The sequence below is a fragment of the Lysinibacillus sp. UBA5994 genome, assembly GCF_002429725.1.
GTDB classification, from domain to species: domain Bacteria; phylum Bacillota; class Bacilli; order Bacillales_A; family Planococcaceae; genus Lysinibacillus; species Lysinibacillus capsici.
On record NZ_DJAU01000056.1, the window covers coordinates 404,700 to 427,195 of the forward strand.

At 36.8% G+C, this 22,496-nt stretch carries 25 protein-coding genes; 15 read left to right on the forward strand and 10 right to left on the reverse strand.

Annotation, left to right across the window (positions count from 1 at the left end; genetic code table 11):
* Positions 1-111: 111 nt before the first annotated feature.
* Together B3D98_RS18295 and B3D98_RS18300 are read left to right on the forward strand one after the other, a co-directional pair.
* Positions 112-660, forward strand: coding sequence for a hypothetical protein (locus tag B3D98_RS18295; RefSeq protein ID WP_054550288.1), 549 nt, complete (start codon positions 112-114; stop codon positions 658-660).
* Positions 661-1,368: 708 nt separating this feature from the next.
* Positions 1,369-1,761 carry a RidA family protein gene (locus B3D98_RS18300; protein ID WP_036076405.1) on the forward strand — a complete coding sequence of 131 codons (393 nt, stop codon included), beginning with the start codon at positions 1,369-1,371 and terminating at the stop codon, positions 1,759-1,761.
* Positions 1,762-1,814: 53 nt separating this feature from the next.
* On the opposite strand, the gene B3D98_RS18305 is transcribed toward B3D98_RS18300, so the two are convergent.
* A complete protein-coding gene (locus tag B3D98_RS18305) occupies positions 1,815-2,060 on the reverse strand; it encodes a hypothetical protein (RefSeq protein WP_048392591.1) in 246 nt (81 codons plus the stop codon).
* Between the two features lie 426 nt (positions 2,061-2,486).
* Here B3D98_RS18305 and B3D98_RS18310 point away from each other — a divergent pair, with 426 nt between their 5' ends.
* Entirely contained in the window at positions 2,487-3,341 is an 855-nt protein-coding gene (locus B3D98_RS18310) for a hypothetical protein (protein ID WP_054550286.1), read from the forward strand.
* 358 nt (positions 3,342-3,699) lie between these two features.
* Here B3D98_RS18310 and B3D98_RS18315 read toward each other — a convergent pair whose 3' ends face one another.
* Together B3D98_RS18315 and B3D98_RS18320 are read right to left on the reverse strand one after the other, a co-directional pair.
* Positions 3,700-4,746: a DUF418 domain-containing protein gene (locus B3D98_RS18315; protein WP_279495199.1), complete on the reverse strand. Its 1,047-nt coding sequence runs from the start codon at positions 4,744-4,746 to the stop codon at positions 3,700-3,702.
* Positions 4,747-4,836: 90 nt separating this feature from the next.
* Positions 4,837-5,790, reverse strand: coding sequence for a helix-turn-helix transcriptional regulator (locus tag B3D98_RS18320; RefSeq protein ID WP_288584994.1), 954 nt, complete (start codon positions 5,788-5,790; stop codon positions 4,837-4,839).
* A gap of 100 nt (positions 5,791-5,890) precedes the next feature.
* Here B3D98_RS18320 and B3D98_RS18325 point away from each other — a divergent pair, with 100 nt between their 5' ends.
* Entirely contained in the window at positions 5,891-6,421 is a 531-nt protein-coding gene (locus B3D98_RS18325) for a dihydrofolate reductase family protein (RefSeq protein ID WP_288584996.1), read from the forward strand.
* A 14-nt stretch (positions 6,422-6,435) separates the two neighbouring features.
* Here B3D98_RS18325 and B3D98_RS18330 read toward each other — a convergent pair whose 3' ends face one another.
* Positions 6,436-7,443: a serine hydrolase domain-containing protein gene (locus B3D98_RS18330; RefSeq protein WP_288584999.1), complete on the reverse strand. Its 1,008-nt coding sequence runs from the start codon at positions 7,441-7,443 to the stop codon at positions 6,436-6,438.
* A gap of 140 nt (positions 7,444-7,583) precedes the next feature.
* Here B3D98_RS18330 and B3D98_RS18335 point away from each other — a divergent pair, with 140 nt between their 5' ends.
* Complete coding sequence (locus tag B3D98_RS18335) at positions 7,584-8,105, forward strand: AAA family ATPase (protein ID WP_048392603.1); 522 nt, start codon at positions 7,584-7,586, stop codon at positions 8,103-8,105.
* Between the two features lie 31 nt (positions 8,106-8,136).
* On the opposite strand, the gene B3D98_RS18340 is transcribed toward B3D98_RS18335, so the two are convergent.
* Complete coding sequence (locus B3D98_RS18340; RefSeq protein ID WP_004225181.1) at positions 8,137-8,958, reverse strand: Ku protein; 822 nt, start codon at positions 8,956-8,958, stop codon at positions 8,137-8,139.
* A 106-nt stretch (positions 8,959-9,064) separates the two neighbouring features.
* Between B3D98_RS18340 and B3D98_RS18345 the strand changes: the two genes are divergently transcribed.
* Positions 9,065-10,882, forward strand: coding sequence for a DNA ligase D (locus B3D98_RS18345; protein ID WP_288585005.1), 1,818 nt, complete (start codon positions 9,065-9,067; stop codon positions 10,880-10,882).
* 194 nt (positions 10,883-11,076) lie between these two features.
* Here the strand turns inward: B3D98_RS18345 and B3D98_RS18350 are convergent, their stop codons facing one another.
* A complete protein-coding gene (locus B3D98_RS18350) occupies positions 11,077-12,039 on the reverse strand; it encodes an MBL fold metallo-hydrolase (RefSeq protein WP_048392607.1) in 963 nt (320 codons plus the stop codon).
* A 138-nt stretch (positions 12,040-12,177) separates the two neighbouring features.
* On the opposite strand from B3D98_RS18350, the gene B3D98_RS18355 reads away from it, so the two are divergent.
* From B3D98_RS18355 to B3D98_RS18380, 6 genes are all read left to right on the forward strand, one after another.
* Positions 12,178-13,653 carry a methyl-accepting chemotaxis protein gene (locus B3D98_RS18355; RefSeq protein ID WP_281216346.1) on the forward strand — a complete coding sequence of 492 codons (1,476 nt, stop codon included), beginning with the start codon at positions 12,178-12,180 and terminating at the stop codon, positions 13,651-13,653.
* A gap of 270 nt (positions 13,654-13,923) precedes the next feature.
* Positions 13,924-14,397, forward strand: a complete 474-nt coding sequence (locus B3D98_RS18360) for a GNAT family N-acetyltransferase (protein WP_112118527.1) — start codon at positions 13,924-13,926, stop codon at positions 14,395-14,397.
* A gap of 46 nt (positions 14,398-14,443) precedes the next feature.
* Entirely contained in the window at positions 14,444-15,100 is a 657-nt protein-coding gene (locus B3D98_RS18365; RefSeq protein WP_288585010.1) for a hypothetical protein, read from the forward strand.
* A 208-nt stretch (positions 15,101-15,308) separates the two neighbouring features.
* Positions 15,309-16,064, forward strand: coding sequence for an SDR family oxidoreductase (locus B3D98_RS18370; protein WP_054550276.1), 756 nt, complete (start codon positions 15,309-15,311; stop codon positions 16,062-16,064).
* 342 nt (positions 16,065-16,406) lie between these two features.
* Entirely contained in the window at positions 16,407-17,282 is an 876-nt protein-coding gene (locus B3D98_RS18375; protein WP_048392617.1) for a cation diffusion facilitator family transporter, read from the forward strand.
* A gap of 362 nt (positions 17,283-17,644) precedes the next feature.
* Positions 17,645-17,845 carry a cold-shock protein gene (locus B3D98_RS18380; protein ID WP_004225195.1) on the forward strand — a complete coding sequence of 67 codons (201 nt, stop codon included), beginning with the start codon at positions 17,645-17,647 and terminating at the stop codon, positions 17,843-17,845.
* Between the two features lie 199 nt (positions 17,846-18,044).
* On the opposite strand, the gene B3D98_RS18385 is transcribed toward B3D98_RS18380, so the two are convergent.
* From B3D98_RS18385 to B3D98_RS18400, 4 genes are all read right to left on the reverse strand, one after another.
* On the reverse strand, positions 18,045-18,443 hold the full coding sequence (locus B3D98_RS18385; protein ID WP_048392620.1) for a hypothetical protein: 399 nt from the start codon (positions 18,441-18,443) through the stop codon (positions 18,045-18,047).
* 199 nt (positions 18,444-18,642) lie between these two features.
* Positions 18,643-18,759 (reverse strand): YjcZ family sporulation protein, encoded by a 117-nt coding sequence (locus B3D98_RS18390; RefSeq protein WP_004225198.1) that lies wholly within the window; start codon positions 18,757-18,759, stop codon positions 18,643-18,645.
* Positions 18,760-19,104: 345 nt separating this feature from the next.
* Complete coding sequence (locus B3D98_RS18395; RefSeq protein ID WP_288585026.1) at positions 19,105-19,962, reverse strand: manganese catalase family protein; 858 nt, start codon at positions 19,960-19,962, stop codon at positions 19,105-19,107.
* A 29-nt stretch (positions 19,963-19,991) separates the two neighbouring features.
* Entirely contained in the window at positions 19,992-20,501 is a 510-nt protein-coding gene (locus tag B3D98_RS18400) for a DUF3231 family protein (RefSeq protein WP_048392625.1), read from the reverse strand.
* A 272-nt stretch (positions 20,502-20,773) separates the two neighbouring features.
* Between B3D98_RS18400 and B3D98_RS18405 the strand changes: the two genes are divergently transcribed.
* The 3 genes from B3D98_RS18405 to B3D98_RS18415 all read left to right on the forward strand — a co-directional run bounded on the left by B3D98_RS18405 (position 20,774) and on the right by B3D98_RS18415 (position 22,496).
* Positions 20,774-20,914 (forward strand): hypothetical protein, encoded by a 141-nt coding sequence (locus tag B3D98_RS18405; protein ID WP_181574715.1) that lies wholly within the window; start codon positions 20,774-20,776, stop codon positions 20,912-20,914.
* A gap of 86 nt (positions 20,915-21,000) precedes the next feature.
* Positions 21,001-21,846: an MBL fold metallo-hydrolase gene (locus B3D98_RS18410; RefSeq protein ID WP_288585032.1), complete on the forward strand. Its 846-nt coding sequence runs from the start codon at positions 21,001-21,003 to the stop codon at positions 21,844-21,846.
* Positions 21,847-22,190: 344 nt separating this feature from the next.
* Positions 22,191-22,496 (forward strand): YfzA family protein, encoded by a 306-nt coding sequence (locus B3D98_RS18415; RefSeq protein ID WP_288585034.1) that lies wholly within the window; start codon positions 22,191-22,193, stop codon positions 22,494-22,496.

Sequence of the window (22,496 nt, forward strand, 5' to 3'; positions counted from 1 at the left end):
AAAAAGAAATTTAAATTAAATATCGTAATTTTTTCTAGTACCGTTTTTCAGATTTTTTTCATATTGGTTGCTTAGACTAATGTTGAACCTCAATATGGAAGGAGATCTCCTATGCGATATTTAAAAATGTTTGGGATAGTATTGGTAGTTATGTTTTTTTTGTATGATGTAAATCCCATTTATGCAGATGATATTTTTGAAGGAAAAGATGAGTATGATGAGGGTAACGGTAGACAACAACACGAAGAAGGGCGTTATGAGGACCTTGGTGAATTAATTGGTTGGTGTACATTCATAGGAATTGGTGCAGCGGGTATGATTTTTCCTATTAGAACTTTCTTGAAGTCTGTAACTCGTACTTTCCCACAATCTAAAGGGCTATATTTATACGTAGCAAAGTTAATAGGTAGATATCATATTCTTTTTGGCACAATGGCATTGTTGTTAGGTATTGGTCATGGGATAATCATGTACTTTAATGAGGGTGAATTGGAGAATGAAGGAATTATTGGCTTAATTGCAATTATTCTTTTATCAATTACTGCTATTATAGGAATGAATTTATTCAACTATAGAAAAAATCGAAGCTTGCGAACAATCCATATCTCAATAGCGGCATTAAGTGTTATTACAGGAGGGATTCATATTTTTATCTCTTAATTATGTAAACATGACTCGGCTCATAATTACTAAGCTTAACATTTTTGTTGCATACTGCATTCATTTTCTATATTTGTTGTATAAACAATGCTTAGACAAGAAATCTCTAGTATTTGAGCTTAAAGCAAAAGGATCTCATTAGGGAAGTGTGCTGTGTAATTATATTTAAGTTTATAGTTCTTGTATTGGCTATGGTATATTTCCGTATAAGAATTCTACACCTCAGCATTACTTGCAGATGAATTAAAACTAGCTGTAATGCAGGTGGACAAAACTTAGCCAACATAAGTGCGACTCGACCCCAAATAACAAAAAAACCAGGTACCGCCAAAGAGGGGTACCTAGTTCTTTTATGCAAAGGGACACTTGGGATGGAGTGACCCTAGTAACAATTTCGGAGGTGTAAGGCTAATTTAGCTTTACACTACTATATATATGTTGTGATTGCTATGGTTGAATAGTTAATTGCCTGAGAAATAATCGATGAAATGCAAAAGAGTTTGGGTATTTCATTGATTGTCTAGGATAGAAATGGTAAAGTGAACATAACTTTAGGGCCAAGGAGGAGAATTCACATGAAAAAAAGAGCTATTCGTTTTTTAAGCATGGGTATAGGGTTCTCCACAGCTGTTTTTTTCTAAAATCAACGAACATGGGATAAGTCTGCCCTTTTTTAGAAAAAAATACAATCCTAAAGGAGAAAAGAATATGAAAACTAACATAGTACGTAAAAATCCAATGCAGGTACCTAGCCCTGTTGGGAAATATAGCCACATCACAATCATCCCGAAAGATGCAACAATGTATGCATTCTCTGGACAAATTGGGGTTGATCAAGATGATCAACTGCCTGCAGATTTAATTGAACAAACCACCAATACATTTAGAAATATTGAAGCGCTTTTAGCAACTGAGGGATTGGATGCATCTCATGTGGTAAAGGTGAATATATGGGCGACAGAGGAGATTGATTGGCATCATTTCTATCAGCAATGGGAAGTAATGTTTGGTCATTCCTATCCCTCTATGACTATTGCTTATGTATCTGCATTGGGGCTACCAGATATCAAAATAGAGATTGAACTTTGGGCTGCTAAATAGCCTAAAAAACGACAATATCCATGTGGTATTGTCGTTTTTGTGTACAGACGGTATTACCGTAACATCCTTTTTAATTGTTTCATTTCATAATTTAATTCGTCAATTTGCTTTTGTAGTTTGTCAATATCATTGCTATTACTTTCAATTTCCTTCAACTCATCCTCTAGCGCAAGACCAGCCGCAATGGTCGCTAGAGCGTCTCCAAGTGTTGTAATCGCCCCCGCAATGACAGCCAACTTAGCTGCTTGACTCACGGATTCCAATCCCTCATTATTCCGATTACCTTTATTTTGCTTCATATAATCCTCCCTACAAAAAAGGGTATTATTTGCATTGTATGCTTAGGGTAAGAAACAGGTGAAGAATTTATGGGCATCAAATAGGTAACAAGGAAAAGTTGGATTTTATAAGGCATTTTTTAGAAGTTTATGGTCTTTTCTAACAGGATTCTAATGACATTCAGAGAATAAATAAATATTTTAACTCATGTAAAAATGTGTTGTCAATAATAAATTTGTAATTTTATTAAAAAATGTTATAATAGTCTTACGATCATTTTTTTATAAACGTATTTCGAATTCCGATGTCCTATTTTGCAGAAAGAATTTGGATACGTTTTTTTATTTTTAAACAGAAGAAAAATTCGAAATTGTTTTAAAGAAGTTATTTGAAATTTTACTATCTAATAGTAACTTAATTTTTATTCCATAAGGAGGACTAGATGAATGAATCTAATTAATAAGAAAGTTACACACAAGCGTTTTGGCATAGGTAGTATAGTTAATCAAAATGATTCAAGTATTGAAATACATTTTGCATCAGAAAATAAAAGGTTTGTTTTTCCAGATGTATTTGGAAAGCACCTAACAATACATGATAAAAGTGATGCTAAGTTACTTGAGGAAATTATACAAAAAAAAGAAATTGAACGAAAAGAAGAAGAATCGCGGATGGAAGAGGCCAAAGAACTTCAACGGAAAGAACTCTTGCTTCGCTTGGAACACGAAAAACTTATGAGTAATCATAAACTTCATCCCGCATCACAGATGGTTTTTTGGTGTGATTCAGAGGAACAGAATAGTTCTGTTTCAGAGTGGAATGTTTTTTCAGGTATATTAAAGAGTGGTAATAATAAAGGGAAGCCAAACAAGCCGAGCCGCTTGCACCAAAATAGCGCTGTCCTTTTAACAGCAAGAGATTCCAGCCAGCCTGAAAGTGATAGACGCATCTTAGGTGTCTATATGGTGAATGAAAAATTCGTCGGCAAGCTGTGTGAAGATGGACATATTCCTGCTCATTCAAAATACAGAATTCAACTGACAGAACAGGAATCGGATCAGTTACTTTTCTGGCAATATTATATCAATGAAAAATTCCCCGAAAAAATGACATGGAAAACAGGGAAATATCGTTATTTCGAAAATTTATGGATGGCTCAAATTTTACTTGATATCATTTCGTTGAAAAGTGACCCAAAAGAACTGGAGTTGGCACAACAATTCTTTAAACATTTTTGTAAAATGAATCAGCTAACAGTTCAAGAAATTCCCAAACCTGATGGCGCATTAACCCGTATTTAGTACAGTGAACCAATTATCAAGATGAAGAGCTATACTTGCTTGCAAGAGAAAAATAATGGTAATGAATACAAGTCACTGGATTTTAAAATCCAGTGACTTGTATGTTTATGTCCCAGTAACTTTATTAGCTTTTAATACCTATTCCCCACAAAGTAACCCCAATGATTCACTTATTAGATGTAATAAAAGTAAAAAAACAGCGTTAATAATGGCTTAACGCTGTTTTTAAATTAGTCACTTTGGTGACTAAATAAAATGGGGATGTGTTTCTTGCTGAAGATATGAGCAAAGATGGAAAGCGAGTAGGGTACATTACCAATATATGATGTTTACCACCAAGCTGATAGGTGTTTATCCTTTACGATAAATAATCTTTCGTACTTTGTCGTAGGGGAGGAATTGTCCAATATGTCCCGATTCGCCATAGCCATTCCATAGGGCCAAAGCGGAAAAAGTATAGCCATAGCTTACTAAAGAGCAATTGGCAACCATAAATGCCTAGACAAATCCACAAAGATTCAAGATAGCGAAGTTGTCCAATTAAACCGAAAGTATGGCCAATTAAGAGAATAAGCGCTGTTTGCCCCAGGTAATTAGTCAAGGCCATGCGCCCATATGCTTTTAACGGTGCCAATAGTCGCTGGAACAAAGTGCTTTGTAATAATAGGATGATTGTTCCCATGTAAAAGGCAGAAGCGAATGGGCTAAACTGTAGTCCGATTAATGAAAATTGCTCAATATTTGTAATATGAGCCGCTAGCTGATCCTTGGGCAAATGCTGGATATTAACAAGAGGCTCAGGGACATACTGCCATTGATAAAACCAGCTAGCCATGCTTATAAAGCCCATTACAATCGTCACGAACATGATTTTATTTCGATGTAACGAGATATTTTCAAATAAATGATATTGACCAGCAGCTAGACCAAGCAAAATCAGTGGAAATGGCATTAAAATTTTTAGACCAAAATAGGCAGTGATGGCTAATAGGATGAATCCAAGGATGAGATTGATGTCTTTGCGCATTTTATAAAAAGGTAAGGCTACAAAGCCAAAGATAGCATAGACAGTTAAGGCTTCACCTGGTTGGAAATAAAAATGCACTAGCCCCATAAACAGTAAAATCAAAAGCCTACGACTAAATAAGGCATAGGCTTTTTCGCCCCTTGCCTGTGCGCGTGAAATAAAGAGATAGAATCCTATTCCAAATAAAAATGAAAAAATGATAAAAAATTTACCCTCTACAAAAAGTGTTAGAAAGCGGCTATAGGCAATATCGTTTGCCAATTCAGGTGGTTCAATCCACATTAATGAGGGGATATTGACTAAAATAATGCCCAGTAAGGCGAACCCTCTTAAATAATCTAATGTATCAATTCGTTTATTACTGTTGGTCGGTTGCAACGTATATCTCCTCCTTCAAGACCAATTATAAGGAAGATCTTTTAAAAGTAGTAACGATGAATGTTACGTGAATCTAACAAAATTGTCATCTTATAGAGGCTCTATTGGCTCAGGGTAAATCGCTAATAGCTCATATGCATGCTGACGTATAAGCTGAATTAGTGTGTACGGTTCTTTGACAATCGCATGTTGACCAAGGCGAAAGAAAAGGGAGCTATTAAAGTGGAGCTCATGTTGATCGATAATCGTATCGATATAGCCTGTTCCATCACTATGTCGAACAACCGCTTTTTCAAGATGGGGCTCACTTAAACATTGACGAACGCCCTCGCTTGATAATTCTACATATAACCGAATAGGCTGCTGAGGCTCATAGTCAGTTTCAAGCCATTGCTGCAAATTCATCGTCGTTTTATGGTTTGCTTCACTAATTTTTATCCCTTTAATTCGATCTACACGGAAGAGTAATATTCTTTCATTTGATAGCAGTAGCGCAGGCATATACCATAAGCCATCATGAGCGTACACGCCAATAGGCTGGATATGCTTAGAGGTGATACCAGATTTCGATTCATACTGGATATGCAATTGTGATTGGTTAATGATAGCCTCTAAAACGTCTGTTAAGAGTGGTGTTGTAATGGCTCTTTTAGGGTTCCAAAAGGCAATATAGGATTGCAGCGTATCCACCTTTTTCTTGGCTTCCTTCTGTAAGGATTCATACAGTTTTTGAGAGACAGACTTCATTTCAGTATTAAAGGGTAAATCACGATAATAGTGCAAAGACTGGAATGCAAAGAAAATGGCGACCGCCTCTTCCTCGGTAAATAATATCGGGGGGAGAATGGCATTTGATAGCACCGTATAGCCCCCATGTCTTCCTTGTTCCGCATAAATGGGTAGCCCCATATCACTTAAATCCAAAAGGTAACGATGCACCGTTCGCACGGAAATATGGAAGGTGTCGGCAATTTCCTGCGCTGTAAATTTCTTTTTCACACTGACGAATAGCAAAATATCAATTAATCGTTTAGCTTTGGTCATATTTTTTCACCTTTTTATTTAATCATGCCAATAGTTGTCATGTTTTATATTTAGTATAGAGATTGTACAAGAGATTTTCAAAAGAAGAGGAGCTGACGTAATGTCACGAGAAATACTGGTATTTATTGCAGGGAGTTTAGATGGATTTATTGCTAAGGAAAATGATGATCTACAGTGGCTAGAGGAAACAGAGGGAGAGGGTGATAATGGCTATACTGATATGTATCAGACTATTGATACCGTCATTATGGGAAAACGAACATATGATTATATCCTAGAACATCTTAAACCGTTCCCTTATCCTGATAAAAAATGCTATGTGTTCTCAACAACTCAAACTGGGGAAAATGAGCATGTGACGTTTATCCAGGAGGATGTCATCACATTTACTCAACGTTTAAAAGAGCAAGAAGGCACAAAGATTTGGATGGTAGGGGGAGGTAACCTTCTAGATGCTTTTTTACAGGAGCGGCTAATTGACGAATGGATTATTACGATTACACCCCATTTACTGGGCTCAGGGATACCCTTGTTTAAATCTCCCCGTCCATTCGAAAACTTAAGGCTATTGGAAACAAAACGATATGGTCAAATGGTACAACTGCATTATGAGGTAAGGAAAGAGGCTTAAATCAAGCCTCTTCTTTATTGGATAAAGGAACGATAGATTTCTCCTAAGAGACCTTGCATTTGATGGACGCCTGTATCGGTGTTAGTCATGGCAACAAAGCCTTTGTCTAGGTGGGGGTAGGCCACTAGCATACATTGATAGCCAACGCCCCAGCCAAGCGAGGATATTTCAAGCTGCTCACCAGCACCATCAAGAAATACACCAAGGCCCATCCATTCTTTACAGCCCTGAGGACGAATTAGCTCATGGATTGAAGCTAAACCAAGTGTACCCTTTCCCTTTAAGGCCTGCATTACCTCTTGTAATAATTTTGCTAGATCTGACGGTGTTGTCCATAATCCACAAGCTGCATCATACGGGTAAATAGGGTATCTTTGTGCTGTTAGGGTGCCATCTTTCTGATGACCACTTGCTGTATTGGCAGTTGGGACCGCGGAAGAAAAAAAGCTATTTGTCATGGCTAGTGGTCGGAAAATCACGTCTGTCATAAGTGTTGAAAAACTTGAGCCTATTGTATCCTCAATCAGCAATTGAACAATGCAAAAGCCAGCATCTGAATAGTGAAATTCTTGCCCGGCCTCAAAAGTACTATCGATTGGTATGGAACAATAAGGAGTGGTACCTTTTAATAAGTCGACCATCGAAGGCCTCTGCCATAGTGAATGTAAGGGAGAGAAGCTGCCTTTAGGGTCAATAATTCCGGCCTGATGACTTAACAAATGTCGTAATGTTACTTTTTTTCCCTGAGTGTAGCTATGATCTGGCATCTTCCAAGATGTGAGCTTTTGATTAATATCCTCATCTAAATCTACGATACCTTGCTCGACCAGCTTCATCACTAAAATGCTTGTAACTAGTTTACTAATTGAACAGGCATTGAAGATGGTTTCGGTATTGATTCTGTTAGTTTTCCCGACCTCTAATAGACCAAAGCACTCTGCCTTCTGAAGCTCACCATCCTTTATATAGGCAATGCTGTGGCCAGCTATTTGTTGTTGCGACATTTGCTCATGTATTGTCATGAATAAAGATCTCCTAGTTTTTCCTTTATTATACCATAATTAGGAACGAATGTTCTTGGAAAACTATCGTTATGTCAGCTGAAATCTATTGTATAATAAAGGAATTATTTCTACAAAGGTACATACAATGGAGGGGTTTTGTGACAAAAGCGTTTCCACAAAAAATACATATCATTGGGTCCGTTGGCAGTGGGAAAACAACATTGGCGAGGAAGTTATCTAAAACCTTGCAGATTCCTTATTATGAGCTTGATAATGTGGCATGGATGCGAAAGGAATCAGGGGATATTCTAAGAACAGATGAAGAAAAAAAGGAGCACTTACAAACCATTCTCCAAACGAACAGTTGGATTATAGAGGGGATCCATCAGGAGAAGTGGGTTGTTGATAGCTTCCAGCAAGCTGATTGCATTATCTTTCTCGATACGCCTTATAAAATTCGAGTCTTTCGTATAATAAAAAGATTTATAAAACAAAAAATGGGCTTCGAAAAAGCTCACTATCAACCTACTTTTTCGATCTTTTTTAAAATGTTTCGTTGGAATAAACGCTTTGAAAGGGTAGGAAAGCCTAAATTCTTTAAACAGCAACATGCTGTATTGGCTAAACTTTTAATGATTCAGCGCAAAAAGGATTTAGATTCCTATTTTCGACAATTCTAAAGCGTATCCCGATGTCAGGATACGCTTGTTCTTAAGCATTTTTCTTTGTACGTGTAGTCCGTTTTCTTGTAGCGGGCTTTTTTGTTTTTTCTAAAGAGGCCTGTAGAGCTGTCATTAAATCCGTGACATTTTCAGGAATTGGACGTTGTTTATCGCTTGTAGATATCGTATTTGTAGCTTTCTTTTCTTCAATTAGTTCTAATAAAGCATTGCGGTAATCATCTGTATATTTTTCAGGGTTGAATGTAGTTGTTAGTTGTTCCACTAACATGAGGGCTGTATCGAGCTCCTTTTGTACTACATCCTGTTCACTTGGAATATTAGGGACATCGCCAATGCTTCTTACCTCATCTGGATAGTGAATTGTTTCCATCACAAGGGCATTTTGATAAACACGCACAATGGCAAGCTGCTCTTTAGAGCGGATAACGATTTTGGCAATGCCAATTTTCCCTGATTGTTCTAATGTTTTTCGTAACAATGAATAGGCTTTGGCTCCCGTCGAATCGGGTGATAAAAAATAGGTGCGTTCAAAATAGATGGGATCGATTTCAGTTAATTGCACAAAATCAATAATTTCCACAGCCTTATCTTCATTTTCCTTACGCAAGTTTTCTAAATCCTCTTGATCCAACACAACAAATTTATTTTTGGCATATTCATAAGCCTTCACGATATCCTCATCTGTTACCTCTTGGTTACAGCCCTCACAAACCTTTTTATAGCTAATCGGCGTATGGCAGTCTTTGTGAAGCTGACGCAATTTGACATCTTTATTTTCAGTTGCAGCATGTAGTTTCACAGGAATATTAACAAGTCCAAAGGAAATACTGCCTTTCCACACTGTATGCATTGTTGTCACCTCGTTTTTCTTACTATGATGTATTTTGAGGTTTTTTATGTATCTTAAAATGAAATCTTCAAACACTGAATATAAAAAGCAAAGTAGGTATAGCGGAATGAAACCAATGCTTTTATCCGAAACAAACGATATTCCTAGTGGAGATGAATGGCTATTTGAAACAAAATATGATGGTTTTCGCTGCTTATTAGTTTGGGATGAGGAGCCGAAGCTCATTAGCAGAAATGGACGACATTTAAATCACTTGTTTCCCGAAATTTTAGCTTTTTGTCAGCAAATATATGCATCCATTCAAACCTTTTTACCCCTAACCTTGGATGGGGAGTTAGTTTATTTACGCAATCATTTTAAAAGTGATTTTGCCGTTGTTCAGAAGAGGGGGAGAATGCAAAATCAAGACGTGATTCAGGAACATGCTCATTCATGTCCTTTTCACTATCTAGCATTTGATGTTTTAACCCTTAAAGGAGAATCTCTCCAAAACCATTATTTAAAAACGCGTAAGGAGCAATTGGGCAAGCTTGCGACGAAGTTCAAATGGCCAAGCGTAAACTATGAGAATCCAACGCCTATCCAAGTCATACAGGGTAGTGAGGAGCATGAGAGCTTATGGCAGTCCATCAAACTTTACAATGGGGAAGGCATTGTTGCTAAGAAGAAAACAAGTAAATGGCTTGAAAACATACGATCAAATCACTGGTTAAAGATAAAAAATTGGCGTTATGTCACAGTCATTGTCACACAATATGACCATAGCAATAGTTATTTTCATGGTGCAGTTTTTGAGGACAATCAATTACGAGAAGTTGTTACGTTTAAGCATGGGATGACAGAGGAAGAGCATCAAACACTTGTCAAATTCTTTCAGACTAATGGACTGCGTAAAAAGGAGCTATGGGAACTTGAGCCTTCGATTTGTGTTGATATTGCCTGTATTGATTTTGATGGTAGTAAGCTTAGGGAACCTAGATTTCATGCCTTTCGATTAGAGATATCACCTGAGGAATGTCATTGGCTGCACATGCAACGTCAACTGTATCCTATCCCTGATTCAGTTGCTATCACACATCCAGACAAGCCTGTATGGTCGAATATGGGTATTACAAAGGATCAATACTTGTTCTATTTGCAAAATATTTCGCCCTATGTAATGCCTTTTCTAAAGGATCGTCCTCTAACGCTAATACGCTATCCACATGGTGTTCCAGGCGAAAGTTTTTATCAAAAAAGTAAACCAGAAAAAATGCCTAATTTTGTGGCAACAGCTGTGATGGATGATATTGATTATATCGTGTGTAATAACTTGGAAACGTTATTGTGGCTTGGAAATCAGCTTGCATTAGAGTTCCACATTCCATTTCAAACACATCATTCTTCGTACCCGACAGAAATCGTTTTCGACTTAGATCCTCCCTCAATACAAGATTTTTCATTAGCCGTTTCAGGAGCACTTGATTTAAAGAACATTATTGATTATTTTCAGCTCCAATCCTTTGTCAAAACATCAGGTGGAAAAGGTTTACAGCTGTATATTCCTTTACCCGCAAATACATTTACTTATGAAGAGGTACGTATATTTACAGAGTTTGTTTGTCGCTTTTTATGTGAGCAAAAGCCAAATTTATATACAATTGAGCGTTTAAAAAAGAATCGTCATGAAAAATTATATTTAGATTATGTACAACATGCAGAGGGCAAGACTATCATTGCCCCGTATTCCACTCGGGGCAATGAAATGGGTTTAGTAGCAACACCGCTTCTATGGGAGGAGGTCAATGAAAACCTAACGCCAACACTTTTTACGATTCCCTTTGTCATGGAGCGCATGAAAAAAATGAGTAATCCCTTTCAATTATTTCGTGAAGTAGGGGAGGAACAAAATTTTCAAGCAGTTCTAGATCAATTAAAGGCATGAGGACACTTATGGAGATAGGGAAAGCTTGGACAGGGCATAAGCGCAGTGCGATGTAAAGCGAGCGGTTCACCTGAAAAAAGAGCGCCTTCCGATGTAAAAGGGCAGGTTTTACAAAAAGCTTGCATTGACCAGTACTATAAGCGCTTCTAAAAAAGAGGTGTCCCCAATGTCATTGGGAACACCTCTTATTGCCGTTAAAGTGGAATCTGCGCATTTGCTTTTTCGAGATAATCCAGTATGCCCATTGCGGACACAATGGTATCGAATGGGATGGTTTGATAAACAGGATGATCGGACGGAATGCCGTTTTCCTGTAGATAGTTAAATAAAAGTTCCTTTAAGCGAGCATCTAAGTAGTGAACTTGTTCTTGGAACTGGCTGGATGCTGCTTGCGCTTTTCTACCTTCTTCTAAAAAGAGTGGTGTCCAATAGCGCACCTGACGATAGGCTTCAGCTGGATTTTTATAAGCCCCATAGTGACCGAAGTACAATTCACTTGCTTGTAGCTTTTCGTACAATTTTAAGGATTGTTCCATTGTTTCAGGGTTGTATTGATTTGGAGAGGTGGACGGAATGATTAAATCAATTGCTTCCTCATCCATTTCGGGATAGCGAACACCTGTTGTATCTCCTACAAACAAGCCATTTGTTGCGGAATAAAGCATTGAAACATGATGCTTAGCATGCCCCTCAGTATGATAAAACGTTAAATGATGTTGACCTAATTGTAATAGCTGTTCGTGTTGGACTTCAATAATTCTTGTAGCGTCAATGGGCACAATTGGATCAAAAAGGCGGTCAAATTCAGCGCCATAAACCCCTTTAGCACTGCGGATAAGACGACTTGGATCAATCATGTGGGCTGCGCCTCGTGGATGAACCACTAATTTAGCATTGGGACAGCTTTGCAAAAATAACCCTGCTCCGCCTGCATGGTCTAAATGAATATGTGTCACGATGACATAGTCTATATCCTCTACTGCAATATTTAATTTCTGTAACCCTTCCATAATATAAGGTACGGATGGACTGGCCGAAGTTTCGATGAGAGCAATCTTTTCATCGATTAATAGATAGGAGCTTGTTCGCTGCTCTCGACCTAAATCATGTGTATCGATACAGTAGAAATTTGGTGCGATTTGTTGGACGCTAGTCAATTCAATTTCCCCCTTTTTTTTCAAAAATAAGCTAATTCTGCTTATAAATGCAATATTTAGCTACAAAAAGTAGTTGTTATACTATATAATAATAGAAAATTAAACTGAATGTCTATTCATTTTTTTAGGGGGATAGTAATGGAGCATAAAATTCGTTATGATACACGAAAAGTTCATCGTGTAAATTTGGCTATTATCTCAATTTTGGCCATTCTAATATGTGGACCTATGATTCTATCAAAGGGCATCCATTTTTTATTTATTGGGTTAGCTGTCATTGCTTTGGCGGTATGCAATTATTTTTTACCTATAAAGACGTATGTCAAAGGCTTTATTTTTGGTCTCATTCCATCAAGTGTTGTGTTTACCTTATTTTTGCTTGATAGCTTCTCATTAAATAAACATTATATTTTACTGTGCACAGTGGCCATTATTGCCCTGTATTTTAAAAAAGAATTGATTGTTTTTTTTGGAATTCTAACCAATCTTAGTTTTTTCATTTTATATATGGTCAACTCATCATCATTGTTAGGACCATTTGATGACACCATTGTCTTTGTGACACTTCTGGCAATTATGAATGGGGTCATTATTGCTTTTTATTTGCTGGCAAAATGGGGAAATGAATTGATTCAACATGCAGAAATCCAGCAAAATGAAGTGCAAGCATCCTTCAATCAACTACAAAATACATTTCAGGAAATCGAAAAGAGTAGTCAGGCATTGGACAAACATGTCACGCAATTCCAACAAACAATGCAAAGGATTTCTGGCTCTAGTAAGCAAATTTTAGTAGCGACAGAGGATATTTCTGCAAGTATTCAGCAGGAGGCATCTAGTTTACAAATGATTCATGGCACAATGGGTGACTCGGTTCATTTTGTCAATAAAACATTGACGATTTCGAAGGATACGGTCGCTAAATCTACTGATCTACAACAAGAAGTATTAGCAGGGTGGGATAAAATGCAGGATGCAATGACTCAAATGAGCGTCATGAGTCATGCCATGGGCTCAACTGCAGAAACTGTCAACGAGCTGCAACACAGCCTGCAAACAGTGGATAGTCTATTAAAGGGGATTACCCATATTGCAGAACAGACTAATTTATTGGCCTTAAATGCGGCGATAGAAGCAGCTAGAGCGGGAGAACATGGAAAAGGATTTGCTATTGTAGCAGATGAAGTGCGTAAGCTAGCAGAGGAAAGCGCTGCAATTACTGTCAGCATTACCAATGTGACAAAAACCTTGTTTGAAAAATCAACAGAGGCTCATCAACGCTCTGATGACGGTGAAAAGGCACTCCAGCATGGAGAACAGCTTTTACAGGATGTCAGTCATTTCTTTAATAGTTTAAAGGATTCTTTTACGGAAACGAATACAGATTTAACAAGAGGGATGCATGAATTAAGCAGTGCCATCTCCCAATTCGAGGTAATTCAAAAGCAAATTGAAAAACTGAATCACATGACCGAGCAAAATGCGGCTTCTACTGGTGCTATTCTACATTCAGTGGAGGACGAAAATCAGCTTCTAGTAAGCATGACGGATACAACGAACCACATTCAGGCTTTAAGCAACACGTTAAAGGCATTAGTGATGGCAAAGGTATAATAGAACCATTGATATTGAAATAAATGGTAGGGTAAAATAAGAGTAGGATTAACCTTCCTAGATGGAGGGTATAGAGATAGTATTCATCTACATTGTTTTATCCATATCTGGTTGTGGTGATTGTTTTTGAGTTTGTATGAGCCTCAGCACAATAACTTAAATATGCATTTGTAGTGTGTTTGTCATGGTGATTGTCACCATTTAAATAATAGCTGTAGATACATTCAGACCATAAATCTGTTGTATGACTTGAAAAGGAGGAGGGATTCCATGAACATTCGTAGTGTACAGAGTTCAGATTACTATACTTTATCTCCATTGATTAATGAGTGGTGGGGTGGTAGGAATATGTCAGACAAGCTGCCTAAATTATTTTTTGATCACTTTACAAATACAAGCCTTATTATGGAGAAGGATGGCGAAATTATTGGCTTCCTCATTGGCTTTTTATCGCAGTCCAAAACAAATGAAGCGTTCATCCATTTTGTTGGGGTCCATCCTGATTACAGAAAACAGAATATTGCAAAAAGATTATATGATGTATTCTTTCATGTGGTGAAGCAATACCATCGAAATATTGTGAAATGTGTCACGTCGCCTATTAATGAAGTATCCATCGCCTTCCATACGAATCTGGGTTTTAGAATGGAAAAAGGTGACAAAGTGATAGAAAATATGTCCATTCATAGTAATTATGGTGGTGAAAATCAAGATCGTGTGTTGTTTTATAAAATTCTACCGTAATTTACTTTCGATAGTTGGCATATAGTCCCGAATAAGGGGGCTATACATGTTTATTAAAAGGTTATTTACGTTATGGTTTCTACTTTTAAGCATTGTTTGTGGTGCATTTTTCTTTTTGGCAAATGCACCTATTCAATATGCTGAAAAAACCAATGTTTCTATGCCACAGCCTAGTAATGATGAATTATTGCGTTATATTCAGCAATATCAATTTTTAATTAGTGAGATTTCCTATACATTGCGCAAAGAATCCTATAGCTTTCTATTAGATTATGGAATTTTACCTAATGGAAAAATAGAGCTCCTTGTGTCATTACCCGACAAGGTCGATCACCAGACAAAGCAACATATAGAAGAAACAATGCTGGACGTTATCAAAGCTAATGAATTAAACCCCATCTCTTTTCAAATAACGTTAAAGCAACTCTATGAGCCAGTAGAAGCGATCTCAACTCGGCTAAGTTATAATGATGTCATGGCCAATCTATTTGAGGTGATGTTTGCAGAAAATTTTGGCACTTTCAGCATTGACCATAGTATGACGTCTGAGGAAATTCAAATAAGAATTAATTTAACTCAAGAGAAAAATCACAAGGCTAAAAAGAAGGCTCAACAGTTAGCGGAAGATACGATAAAGCAGCATCAATTTGATGTAGAAGCCTTTTCTATTGATGTTCAAAATACGATGAAAACTTTAGATTAAAAAATAATTCAGATTAGATGAAGAGGGGAATACATACTCTAGATGTGACAAACTCTGTATCTTTTTCCTTTATAGGTGTGTGTCAAGGTATGATGGTCATTTTCAAAGAAGTGCAGTGTAAGGGTTTTGATTTCTAAAAACGGAGCGGACCATTATGGTGATGCTCTTTTTTTATTAATAATCTCAATAACCATGGGGGTAAAAAGAAATGAATAAAACACAACGTAAAATAGCAATCATTACGGGTGCAAGCCACCCTCAAGATATTGGAACAGCTATTTGTAGAAGATTGGCTACGGATGGTGTCAATGTTTTTTTCACACACTGGCATGCTGATCGTAAGTGGATAGGAGAATTCAAACAGGAAATTTTGAGTAAGGGTGTTTCATGTGAAGAATTGTCGATTGATTTATCAGATTCCCAAGCTCCTAAAACGATACTCCAAACGGTTTTCGGAAAAATGGGTGTACCTTCCATTTTAGTGAATAATGCTGCCCATTCAGCACAAGATGGTTATCTAGCATTAGATGCTCAAACATTAGACGAGCATTACGCGGTGAATATAAGGTCAACCCTACTACTTTGTGTGGAATTTGCACGTCTTTTTGAAAAAGCTAATTTAAACTCAGGGAGAATTATTAATATGACTTCTGGTCAAGATTTAGGTCCTATGATGGGAGAGCTAGCCTATGTGGCAACGAAAGGGGCAATTTCAGCCTTTACTAGATCATTGGCACAGGAGCTAGCACCGCTGGGCATTACCGTCAATGCTGTCAATCCAGGGCCAACAGATTCTACATGGATGAATGATGAGATTAGAAGTTATCTGTTACCCAAATTTCCAATGGGGCGGATTGGGACACCAGTGGATGTGGCCAAGGTGATTAGCTTTCTTGCTAGCGAGGAGGCTACATGGATAACTGGTCAAATAATCCACTCAGAGGGCGGATTTTTACGAGGATAATTGATTAAAAGCCTTGCTACAGTTGTGGCGAGGCTTTTCTACGTGCTTATATGTACGTAAAAAGGGTCACTCCCGAAATTGGAAATGACCAAGGTTTGTTAGGTGTGTTCGTTGGAGGAAAAAATCTTAAAGAACAGATACACTACTATTTTATTCGGTTAGTATAATAATTTATAGGCTTTAAACCAGTGACAGCGTATCTTCCTAAGGGCTTTATTTTTTCCCCACATCAACACTTTTATAGTCCTCCTACTTATGTATAACAAGGCAAAAAGGTTGCTGTAGACCCACTCGATGTTGGGTTGTTATGATGATGATGTACGTAAGTGGGAGGTAAGTGAATTGGAAGCAGAAAGATATAATAATCTTAAATTAGGTGAACGTGGTGCCATTATCAGTATTATTGCTTATATAATTTTATCCATCATAAAAGTTGGCATTGGTTACTTGAGTGGTTCAGAAGCTTTAAAAGCGGATGGTTTGAATAATACGACAGATATTATTGCCTCTATTGCAGTACTTATTGGACTAAAGCTTTCACAAAAACCAGCAGATCATGATCATCGCTATGGTCATTGGAAAAGTGAAACCATTGCATCAATGGTCGCTTCATTTATTATGATGGCCGTTGGTATTCAAGTATTGGTCGGTGGGTTTTCTTCCATTTTTCAAGGTGGAAAAGAATCGCCGGATATGGTCGCAGCCTATGTAGGGATAGGATCAGCATTGGTGATGTATTTAGTCTATCGTTACAACAAACAATTGGCTAAAAAAATCAATAGTAAAGCCGTTATGGCTGCAGCTAAAGATAATTTGTCAGACGCTTGGGTAAGTATTGGAACCGCTGTAGGAATTTTAGGGTCACAACTACATATGCCTTGGTTAGATACGGGTACTGCGATTGTCGTAGGTTTCATCATTTGTAAAACAGCTTGGGAGATTTTCAAGGAAGCCTCTCATGAACTATCGGATGGATTTGATGAGAAAATTCTTCAAACATACAAAGAGATTATTTTAAAAATAGATGGCGTTAAAGGATTGAAAGAAATCAGAGGAAGAAATTATGGGAATAATGAGGTAATTGATGTCGTTATACTTGTAGATGCAAAGTTAGATATCACGAAAGCGCATGATGTTGCTTCGGTTGTTGAAAAAAATATGGTGGAAGAGCAAGGGGTTTATGAAGTGCATGTCCATGTAGAGCCTAAGGATGCATAGGGCAATTAAGTCCTAAAATGTAATATTCAGCTTCAAAAAATATACGAGGTAAGGAATGTCGCTATTGAAATACAAAAACAATTGCCTCTAGCTACTTAATGGCGTTGAAATGACTAATTTTAACCTTTAAAATTGGTGGTACGTGCAGGTTTTAGCCTTCATTGATAAAAAAATTCACTTTTCACTGGACTAATACGATTTTTTATCATATACTGTATGTAATAGAATCTTTCTTAAAGAAATAATAAATTCACATATTACAAAGAGTAATCGTGTTTTGTTAGTTACTTTTTGTAATATGTGAATTTTTTTCTTTGGAAGTAGTATGATTTTATTTAATAACATTATTGGAGGTCATTTAAATGACACAAGGTACAGTAAAATGGTTTAACGCAGAAAAAGGTTTTGGTTTCATCGAAGTAGAAGGCGGACAAGACGTATTCGCTCACTTCTCAGCTATCCAAGGTGAAGGTTTCAAATCACTTGAAGAAGGTCAAAAAGTTGAATTCACAGTTGAAGAAGGTCAACGTGGACCACAAGCTGCTAACATCGTTAAACTTTAATTTTTAAATGAAGAAAAACATTCTTAAATAGAGTGGTTTCAGTAGACAAAGTCGATTTTTTCGACTTTGTCTTTATTTTTTTTCTCATTACATTTCAAATCAAAATACATTTGTTCCTTGCCTATTCTCGATGAAAGAAGTGAGGATATGAGGTTTTACCAAGAAGAATGTACGAGGGAGTTTGTTCAGTATGATCTGTTTACAAATCAAAACTACCTAAAATCATAAAATCTACAATCACGCCACTTACTGGATTTTCCGATCCTAATACATTAATTCCCAATACTGTCACACCACTAATATTTGTAATATTAGCAGAGACATATTTCCCACTAATATTCTTCTCTCTCATTTGAACCCTCGGTCTTAAGTTTATCGTTGGATTTGTCGAGTATACACTTGCCACTGCATAGTCAATAGTAGATAAGAGAGGATTGCCATTCGCTAATGCATTGTCTGTAAAATATAATGTGGCTATTCCATTTGCATCAGAGGTAGCTTGTCCATAAACAATGCGCTTTACTTTTTTGGGATTTGCATCTCCTGCTTTAAACACCTGCATGACTGTTGGGGCAAGTGTAATAAAATCAATGCTCATAGGCATTCTCCTTTGTTATTTTTAGCCCAAATTATGCTTGATATATTCTATGAACTGTTTGTTAGATTAGTACACTAAGCAACAAATTCCCTACATACATTCTTCTATGCAACAAAGTAAGTAGTAAAAAAGGGTCACCAGGGTGGAAGACGACCCTTTGATCATAGCATGAATATTTGAGGATAATAGAAGGTAATTATTAATGATATAAGAAAGTAGCACCAGCAATAATTAAAAGAATAAAGAGGACAACAATTAGAGCGAATGATAAATTATCATGCTTGCCATAGTTTGAACCGTAAACTTCATATCCCATATGAAAGTCCCTCCTTTCGAAAATCTAGAATATGTAAAGTATAGAAAGCTTCAGGCAAAATAATCTCCTTTAAAACGAGGTTTATATAAATGAATAAATATTTAAGGGTCACTCGGCTGAAAGTGACCCTAAGTAACAATTCGGGAGGTACATGTTAAACTAGATTAGCTTAACACTACTATTTATATGAAAAGTTAACTCATTGTGCATAGTTTATTGCCTTTAAAATAAAAATAAGACTATGACAACGCCACAGCCGATACACTTATTAATAGTTTGTGTAAATATAGGGATTTATACATTCAAAAAGCCGCAGCGTCGACAAACGCTACAGCTAAAAGTATTTTAGTTATTCATATCCTTCAGGCCAGGACTGTGTTCATTTGGCATCTCTGGCATAACAGGTACGGGGAATCCTTCTGGTGGAGGGGTCACATTTAATTCTCCACCATTTCTACTTGGAGTTTGTCCTTGAAAGATTTCCCCGATACGAGTTGGATCTAATCTAAAGTTAAATTGAGCATTGTGATAACCCATTTCAACAAACTTTCTACACTCTGGGTATTTGTTGATATCGTAGTTCGGTACAGGGAATAATTTTCCCCAATCTACCCCTAAAGTTTCTAATGCTTTGGCAAATGCATTTTGATGAGCATTGTCACGAACAATTAGAAAAGCAAGTGTTTCTCTAAATGTCTGATTAGAGCTCATCTCATATATACGTGTCTTTTGAAGTACACCCGTTGACTCCAATACTAAATTATCCAATAAATCTGCAATAAGGTTTCCATGTGCATAAATCCACGAACCATTCCAGGGATTACCTGCTGCATCTACAGGCAAAGATGATTGTGCACCCACAATATAATGGTGTGGATTGGCATGTTTAACTGCCTCATCTAAAGGTGCTTGGTCCATGCCGTTATTTCCAGGAGCAGAGGATTCCCCAGAATCATTTAGTAATTGGTTGATTGTATTTTGTACAAGTTCAACGTGTGCAATTTCTTCTAAGAAAACGCCCCGTAATAAATCACGATATTGGGTCTCTTTGCCTCTAAAATTAGAGCTTTGAAAAAAGTACTGCATCATGGTTCTCATTTCACCATAATGACCACCAAGTATTTCTTGCATTACTCGTGCTGCTTGAGGATCTGGTTTGTCAGGTTTAATAATGTTTATCAATTCTTCTTTATAATAATACATTTACTTTCCTCAATTCGGGGGAATAGTCTTTATTTTTCAGGATAATTAACATGTAATGGCGGTGGTACTAGCCAGCCTTTATTTTTGTTTAAACGTAAAAGTTTTGCACCAAGTTGAGCTTTAGCCATATGGAATTGCCCAAACATTAATGCGATGTCTTCACGAGTAGAAGTACCCATTGCCTGACTACATGCAACTAATCCAGCTGCTAGGTCAGCACTTAGAGCAGCGCTTATTTCTGGATCATTAAACTTTGCACCTGGAGGAATATCTTCAAGTCTTGCTACAGGTCTTTCAGGTGATGCAGGAGGTAGTGCGATCCCGTTTGTTTTTAGAATTTTTTCTAATTGCTTTACTTCTTCCCTGCATGTTTCGATGATATCTTCAATAATTTTTTTAAGATCTTCATCACCAGCATGATTATAAAACGTTTGATAGCCAGAAATCATGCCATAGTCTGCAATTAAACCCGACCAAACACTAAATACCTCACCATAATGCAACGGTTCATCTTTTGGATTTCCACCAAGAATACCCATCTGTACACATCCTTTTCTTATTTTTCGCCATTAAAGCCATGTTAGTATGGCTGAAAAAATAAGTAAAATTCACTTTTAATAAAATTTTTAATGTAAAAATTAAAAGAAGCCACAGAGAAAGAAATCTCTGCAGCTCTTTAAGTAGTGAGACACTACGCACTTATAGAATGGATGTTTTTTGTTTAGTTATACGTTTAATGTAGCTTTGAAAAAGTGAAAAGTATAGATTTTCTTAAGAAAGGCCACTTTAAAGCATATTGGAGGTGAGTGTTTTGACAAAAGAAAAGCAAAAGAATGAAGTAGAGCAAGAAGAAATAGCAATGGAATTTAATCCTGAAGAATTAGAAGCAGTAAAAGAGGAACAAGAACAACAGAAAGTACAGCCCTTCAATAAAAAAGAAGTAAGAAGATAATATTATGCCTTCATCTACGGTTATGGCATTTCCATAAAGGTTATGCTTGAACCTCCAATGACTTAATTGAAAGAAGATGATTTAAAATGGACAAGAATTTGAATTACGGGGAAGATTATAAATTTATCCCAGCAACTTCTGTTGGAAGCGGTGTAGGTATAGACATATTACCTGATTTATATCAATACACGATTCAAATTGTAAATATTGTACTTTATGGTGAACCGCAGATGAAAGATTTTGTGCTAATAGATGCGGGGATGCCCAAAAGTGCGGATGAGATCATTTCAGTTGTTGAAGAACGTTATGGTTCTAAGTCTCGACCGAAGGCAATCATACTGACTCACGGTCATTTTGATCATGTCGGAGGAATCATAGAATTAATAGAGCGGTGGGGTGTTCCTGTCTATGCGCATACATTGGAAATACCCTTTTTATCTGGAAAACAAAATTATCCCGAGCCTGATCCAACGGTAAATAACGGCTTGGTTGCTAAAATGTCACCTATTTTTCCAAATGGAGCTATAAATTTAGGTGGTAGCCTCAAAGTTTTACCTTCTGATGGTAGTGTTCCATTTATGGCAGGTTTCAGATGGATTCATACGCCAGGCCATTCACCAGGGCATATATCTTTATTCCGTGAGAAGGATAAGGTGCTTATTGCTGGAGATGCATTTGTTACAGTCAAACAAGAATCTCTTTATAAGGTGATTACGCAGACAAAAGAAATCAGTGGTCCCCCTCAATATTTTACAACAGATTGGCTGGCTGCTCGAGCATCTATCGAAAAATTAGCAATACTAAAACCTTCAGTTGCCATCACAGGGCACGGATTACCAATGAAGGGCGAAGAACTGACAAGCAACCTAAAAAAACTTGTCGATGATTTTGAACAAATCGCACTACCCAAGCAGGGTAAATATTTAAATTAATCACGTAAGGAAAAAACAAAGAAAAAGCCGCAGCGTCGTCACACGCTACAGCCATTGTCTTGCCAATTTAGTCAGATGATTCATTATATCATAAATTATCAGATTGCAACTGCAGAATGAACATATTTGAATGACAAGACACAATGAATGGCAAGTTGTTAATAGGAGCCTGTTTTGATAATAGCTATCAAAACAGGCTCCTTCTTTGTATTTGAATGTCATAGATCATTTCATGGTATAAAATTTCCTTTTTAAAAAAAGTGGTTGAACAAATTTTTTATTTGTGTATATAATGTTTATATAGTATATATACAATATAATAAATTTGTAGGGGGATTGTTTAAGTGATAGGCACTGAAAAAGCGGATGAAAGTAATCTGTTAAAACGATGGACCATCACTATTGGTTTATTTTTAATTGTTCAATTGATCTTTATCGCGGTCGATGGCACTAATCTGGAGCCGAACATGAACGATAGTAATAATTTAGTTGCCAGAATGGGAAGATGGATTTTGGATTCGAGGCTTTTCACAGAATGGATAACGCCTTATTCCTTTCCTTTTTTTAATATGTTCATCACAATCCATGTTATTGCTATACTGATTGCAGCACTAGGGAATATTATTTCAACGATATTCTCAAAAAAATAA